Origin of the sequence: Silicimonas algicola, from assembly GCF_003148765.1 — a bacterium.
Classification (GTDB): Bacteria; Pseudomonadota; Alphaproteobacteria; order Rhodobacterales; family Rhodobacteraceae; genus Silicimonas; species Silicimonas algicola.
In genome coordinates this window covers 1-6,259 of the sequence record NZ_QGGV01000021.1, presented here as the reverse complement: position 1 = coordinate 6,259, position 6,259 = coordinate 1, and the positions used below count along the sequence as shown (strand labels likewise).

General features: G+C 58.4%; 4 protein-coding genes and 2 pseudogenes. 2 read left to right on the top strand and 4 right to left on the bottom strand.

Annotation, left to right across the window (positions count from 1 at the left end; translation table 11 throughout):
- Nucleotides 1-160: 160 nt before the first annotated feature.
- On the bottom strand, nt 161-286 hold the full coding sequence (locus tag C8D95_RS22830; protein WP_282957646.1) for a hypothetical protein: 126 nt from the start codon (nt 284-286) through the stop codon (nt 161-163).
- A 38-nt stretch (nt 287-324) separates the two neighbouring features.
- Here C8D95_RS22830 and C8D95_RS21565 point away from each other — a divergent pair, with 38 nt between their 5' ends.
- Both C8D95_RS21565 and C8D95_RS21560 read left to right on the top strand, forming a co-directional pair.
- Entirely contained in the window at nt 325-786 is a 462-nt protein-coding gene (locus tag C8D95_RS21565; RefSeq protein WP_170121504.1) for a hypothetical protein, read from the top strand.
- A gap of 1,928 nt (nt 787-2,714) precedes the next feature.
- Nucleotides 2,715-3,855: pseudogene (locus tag C8D95_RS21560) on the top strand (IS3 family transposase).
- A gap of 236 nt (nt 3,856-4,091) precedes the next feature.
- Here C8D95_RS21560 and C8D95_RS22825 read toward each other — a convergent pair.
- The 3 genes and pseudogenes from C8D95_RS22825 to C8D95_RS21550 form a co-directional block, all read right to left on the bottom strand.
- A complete protein-coding gene (locus tag C8D95_RS22825; RefSeq protein ID WP_277601030.1) occupies nt 4,092-4,430 on the bottom strand; it encodes a PQQ-dependent sugar dehydrogenase in 339 nt (112 codons plus the stop codon).
- Nucleotides 4,411-4,796, bottom strand: a pseudogene (locus tag C8D95_RS22820) (PQQ-dependent sugar dehydrogenase). The gene C8D95_RS22825 and the pseudogene C8D95_RS22820 overlap by 20 nt, the downstream one beginning before the upstream one ends.
- A gap of 358 nt (nt 4,797-5,154) precedes the next feature.
- Entirely contained in the window at nt 5,155-5,913 is a 759-nt protein-coding gene (locus C8D95_RS21550) for a LamG domain-containing protein (RefSeq protein WP_164721537.1), read from the bottom strand.
- Between the last annotated feature and the right edge of the window lie 346 nt (nt 5,914-6,259).

Sequence of the window (6,259 nt, the reverse complement as noted above, 5' to 3'; positions counted from 1 at the left end):
CCTGCGATACCAACACGTCGACCTGCCGCAGCTTCGCGACGATCTCATCGGGCTTATGCTTCTTCTGGGGCATTCCTTTGTCCTCCATCTGGCTCGAAAGCCTACTTCAGGGAGGACCACTTTTCAGGGGGCAGGCCACCGGCGGAATGCGCTCGCTCGTTTAAAAAGACTCGATGATGCGCTCGATCTCTGCAAGCTCACCCATCGTATATGCAGCATAGACACCACGACTTCCCGCCAGACAGGTCAGAGCCGTGATGATGGCAAAGAGTTCCTGACTTGGCATGATTGGGTCAATCGAGGTCCGTTGTGCGGGCGTATCTGTTGTTGTCCATTCGTGTTGCCCATTTGGGTTGCCGTCTACAAGACGAAGCAAGCTGTTTAACATTAGTGGTGCTCTCCGCGCCGGAGAAGATCCACGTTGCGATCCCGCATGAGCGTCAGATCGTCGGGCTCAGGCGGGCGAGCAAGGGTCGGAGCGACCACCGCCTGAGGCGGAGATGGAGGTTCGGCAGCGGTATCGCCCGCGAGGAAAACCTCGAGTGTGCCGGCAGGTGGAGTCGGCCGGAACGAGGTGAAATCTTTCTCTTCGGTGCCGATCATTTGCGCGAGTGCCGCTGCGACGGCCGCATCTCCTTCGTGGTAAAAGCGAACGTGTGTTTCGCCTACTCTGTAGTTTACGCGACTGATCCGGTTCTCGATCCCGGCATCTTCAACTACCAAGAAAACTTCGGCGGCCCGGAGATCTGGAACGGTCTCGGGTATAACGATGCGGACGAACAGTAGGTCGCCGCCTCGTATACGCCCTTCGGACAAAGCCGAGTTAGAAAGAGACGGGGCTGCGGGCGCCGCCCAAACTGAAGTAGGGACCGCGGCCTCGACTTCAGGCTGCGCTGGCATCGCCGCAGGTGACGGGGTCTCGTTGGGTGGTAATGTTGTCCCGGCAATGAGGCTTTCAACGTCAGGTGATATGGTCTCTGGCGGTCGCGGCGCAGGAGAAGATTCCACTCCAAGCAGGCTCCTTCGGCCCTCGGACCGAACGGGCGCCGGCATGAGCGCGGCTAATGAAGCCGATTGACCTTCCGGTATATCATGCGGGAATTCGGGTGCCGGAGACGTTTTGGGCAACCCAGGTGCCCGGAAGCTCGCCGCGGCGATCTCAAGTGATGTTTTTGATTGTTGAGGCAAAGGGTTGACGACGGGCGGCTTCTCAAAGTTCCCGTGCACGACTGCAGATGCGACCGCGTCAGCGAATAGAGATGGTATGCTCGTTTCGTCAACCTCCGGGGTCGCCAGGTTCACCGGCGTGCGAACGCTCTCGGAGGAAACCAGCGCGCCGAGGCTCGCCCCCTCGTTATCTGGCAATCTTGGGTTCTGGAATTGAAGAGAGGGAGACGCTGCAGGTCCTTCGAAATATTCAGGTAGCGGCGCTGGCGCCGCCGCCTCCCTCACACTTGCGGATGACGCAGCCACCCCGACTTGCGCAAGTGGCTCTATGGTCCGCAACGTCCCAGTCTCGGACGCCGCCGACGCGTCGGTGCTCGAGACGGCGAGGTCCGAGGATTGCTGCACCCGGGGTTGTATGCCGGCGACTGCCATAGCTGCCTCAGTGTTCGCTTGTTCTTGCAACGGTGCAGCCTCGACGGTGGCAGCTAACGACGTGGAGTCCTCGGCCTGAGGCCGGGACCTGTTCAGCGGTGCCGACGATGTACGCAAACCGAATGACACGCCTTCGTTCAGCCTACCGGCCTCAGGCATCGACGGCTCTTGGATTGGTCGCTTAGCAACACTCGCAGGTCTCGGCGTGTTCCAGCGCTCGTGATGCGACATGGGCCCGGGCGTTTCTATTGAACCATCTTCTTCGAGCCGCGAGGGCGCCAGAACCTCGATCTCGTTCGACGCGCCCGAGGCCAAGTCGCCGCTGTCTGGTGATGCAGATACGGTCACTAAAGGACCAGGTTTCGCAAGTGTCGACGGATTCTGCGTGAGCGCGTCCGGTAATAGATATATCGCACTATCTGGAAGTTCGACGAGAAGATATGCTCCCACGAGAGCGAAAGTGCCGAGTGCGAATCCGAGCCCAAATCCAAGGCCAAGCGCAGTCCGCCCGGCCGCCGACGATTGCACCCGCGTCGCGCCATACTGTGGCCCTGCCGTGCCAGTTGGAGGAGGTACTGTTGGTTCCACCTGTGAAACAAAGACATGGGTGGATTCAGCACCTTCGCCGGGCATTCGCTCTAGAGTACGCTCGAACCTAGCTGCTCTCAGTTGAGCCACTACCGCAGCGTCAACGGCTCGCGTAGGGCGGGGCTTTCCGGAAACTTCGTGCTGTATCAAAATGGCTTCCCGGCGAGTCCTCGCCTCTTCAAGCCGCTTTTCCCAATTCATCGACTTCAGCACCTCGATCTGCGGAAGACGCTTGGCTCGGCTGTCGACCGCGCCCATACATCCGCACCCCAAAAAGTGGCCCGAGATCCCTCGCTCCAAGACGAAATCTACTCACGCTGACTAGGAAGATGGTCAGAACCGCGCTGGTGATCAAGCGTTTTCCAGCTGGGTACGGCCAGCCCAGGCTCGAAGAAACGAGCGAAAGAGGCGAAGCTGCTGCGCTTCATGTTCGTCTCTTTCGCTGTGATGTGATCCCCGGAAACGCCCCCGATCTTGGTTAGAGTTTTCCGCATCGAATCCCTGGCTGGGAGAGGAGCGGAGTGCCCATGACGGCGAGCAAGTTCACGGACGCGCGAGACAGGCGTGCATCATCAAGCAGGCTGAAGACGGGACGCCTGTCGCGGAAGTCTGTCGCAAGGCCGGGATCAGCTCGGCGACGTTCTTCAATTGGAAGAAGAAGTATGCCGGCCTGATGCCGTCCGAGATGAAGCGCCTTCGGGAACTCGAGCAGGAGAACGCGCGGCTGAAGAAGATCGTCGCGGACTTGTCGCTCGACAAGGAGATGCTTCAGGACGTCATAAAGCGAAAGCTCGTCGCCATCGTCGCTTAGGCCAATGACGCAACAATGGCGACCCTGCCCGGAAGAGGACGCTGGTCGACGAGATGCGGGCGGATTGGCAGGTGTCGATCCGCCGGGCCTGTGCGGTGATCCGGTTCGATCCGAGAACCTACCGCTACACGTCTCGTCGGCCCGGCCAGGCCGCGTTGGAACAGCGCATCAGGGAGATTTGCCAGACCCGTGTCCGGTTCGGATATCGGCGCGTCCACGTGCTGCTGAAGCGCGAGGGCTGGGAGATCAATGCGAAGAGGACCTATCGCATTTACAACGAGTTGGGCATGCAGCTTAGGAACAAGACGCCGAAGCGGCGGGTGAAGGCGAAGCTCCGGGAGGATCGTGCGGAAGCCGTCGGACCAAACGACGTTTGGGCAATGGACTTCGTTCATGACCAGTTGGCAACAGGCCGCAAGATCCGCGTCCTGACCGTCGTCGATACCTTCTCACGCTTCGTGCCGGTGCTCGATCCGCGGTTCAGCTATCGCGGGGAGGACGTGGTCGCGACGCTTGACCAGGTGTGCCGCCGGATCGGCTATCCCAAGACGATCCGGGTCGACCAGGGCAGCGAGTTCATCTCGCGCGACATGGATCTCTGGGCCTATCAGCGCAGTGTCACGCTCGACTTCTCGCGGCCGGGAAAACCGACCGACAATGCCTTCATCGAGGCCTTCAACGGCCGGTTCCGGGCGGAATGTCTGTCGGCTCATTGGTTCATGAGCCTTGAAGATGCGGCCGAAAAGTTGGAGGCTTGGCGTAGAGACTACAACGAGGAACGGCCCCATGGTGCGATCGGGAACAAGGTCCCGGCAGCGCTGATGAAACCGGCACACGCATCCAGCCCGTGTGTCTGATCGAAGGGCGGAAACTCCGACAACGGCCGAGGTCGCGTTGGGTAGCACATCAGTTGGAGAATAGACTAACTTCAAAGTGCGAACGTTTCATGGGAGCAGGTCACACGAAAGAGTTGATCCTTTCGATCAAGGGGCGGTAACTGCCAGCTCGGGCTACAGTTACCCACCGCCTTGATCATGCGAAAGGACGAACGTGCGTCTCGCTGCATAGCACACCCCGGCAACACGGCCACGGGCTACGCCGGCGCAAGAAGATAGAGGGCGCCCCGCCCCACACCGAGAAACCAAGGGGCCCCGTCGGGTGCTTCTCTCAGGTCCCGGACTCGTTGAAGTTCGACGCCATAGATACGCTCGATCTCCTGTAGTGGTGTTCCGCCAACGCGAGCAACGTGATCAGAGTTAAGCAATCCGACCAAAATATGTCCACGCCACTCCGGGAACATTAGGCCGGAATAGATAACCGTGCCGGACAGCGTAATTAATGGATCCCAGTAGAACTCGGGTTGTTCCATGCCTGCTTTTTCTGTCACTTCGCCAGTACGATCTACCGAGTACTCACGTCCGTAGAAGATCACTGGCAATTAAAGTTTGCACCCGGTCGAATTCGGTTGATCTCGTCTCCGCCGTGGGCGCCCAGAGATCTCTGGCGGCATCGAGCACGGCGCCCTGTGGATTCCGGTGGCCATAGCTCCAAATCTCCGGTCGTGCGTCTGGGGTTGGGCGAACGGATTGTCCAAGGGTACTGTACCATTGCGATTGATCCGGACGACGCAACCATTGTGATTGGAGAGATCCTGTGCCGTCATGTCGTCGCGACGATCTCCGACCGTCAAGAAGATCCGGCCATCGATGGCTTCCACTAGGCGGCTGCCGAAGTGCCGACATCCGCGACCTCCAGGCGCCGACTCGAAGAGTAGGCGAATGTCATGAGTTGAGCCCAATCCTCCGACAGTTTGCCGACGCAAAGTGCTGTGTCAGCTCCACCCTCGGCCTGTCTCTTCGCGTAGCTTAGGAAGATCTCGCGGCTTTGCAAAAAGTCTCTGGGAACCGTAATATCTGCAAGCCCCCTTGCTGTTCCTTATAGACTTCGGGAAGACCAGTCACGTTGGAAAGTCCGACGTTTCATGATCAGGCTCCTCCGCTTTACCTTCACCATAGAACGAGCGCTCCTTAGGTGACCGCCTTGATGACGCGACTGGCGCCAAGTACCTTAACACGCGCCAGGCGCGATGGTGCATAGCCGGACCTTCGTCACAACCTTAGAATGTCCAGGAGCCTCAACAGCATCCTGTCGAAGCCTTACTGTCCCATCCGCAATGCTCCGGTGTCTTCGAAATAAGCTCTGACTTCGTCGGCAGAAAGCGGCCGGTTATAGAGGCGTACATCATCGATGCGGCCAGTGATTTCATCTACAATGCTGCCATTCTTGTCTAGATACCCACCGATGGTAAGCGGTCGATCTGAGAAGCTGATTATTCCAGAGAAGGGCAAAGCGCACACCTCTTGGCCGTCGGCGTATAGGCGCGCCATCTCACCATCGTACGTCGCCGCGAGATGTATCCACCTGTTGAGCTCCGCCACGTACGCCATGTCAGCATAGCATTCGACTTCCACCTCATCCGCAAGCCCAAGCTTCTGCGCAACACGAGCAAGAAGGCCAGGGCGTTCCGTCAACTCAAGCTTGAATTGCGGCCCGTGAAATCCAAGAAAAAGCATCGGATAGGAACTCGCCACTACCGCCACGTTATGCTCGTCAGTACGATAGGTCCAAGCCATAAGCGTGATGGATCTTCTAGTCTCCTTAATCTGGTCCGCCATAGAGATGGTCACAATGCCATCGTTTCCTCCGTCAAGCAGCAATGCTCCACCCTCGACTCCTTGGCCCCATGCGCCGTTGATCAGACTTCCATCGTGCCCGTTCCCAGATGTATCGGCTGCGTGCTCTCCGTGCTGCTCGTCGAAGGCCCACTGTCCGATCAATCCATCTACAGCTTCGGCGGCGATTGACATTGGGACGGCTGCCAGAAAGGCACCGGCAAGACTAAGCCCCTTGATCATATACGAATCCTCCTGCCCATTCACACTATGCTCCACCATCCCTTAATTTAAAGCACAGGCAAAAGAAATAATTTTGAGGAACACGACGGTTTCTCCGAGCGAACAGCGATCAAGCAAGACATATATCAGTCAAACCGAACGTTAAACGCTCGCTGCGTGCACGCGCTCGTGGCATACGCAACCACTCCGCTCCTTAAACTCGTAAGAGTGGCCTGTTCCCTGAAAAGTGGTCCTCCCTGAAGTAGGCTTTCGAGCCAGATGGAGGACAAAGGAATGCCCCAGAAGAAGCATAAGCCCGATGAGATCGTCGCGAAGCTGCGGCAGGTCGACGTGTTGGTATCGCAGG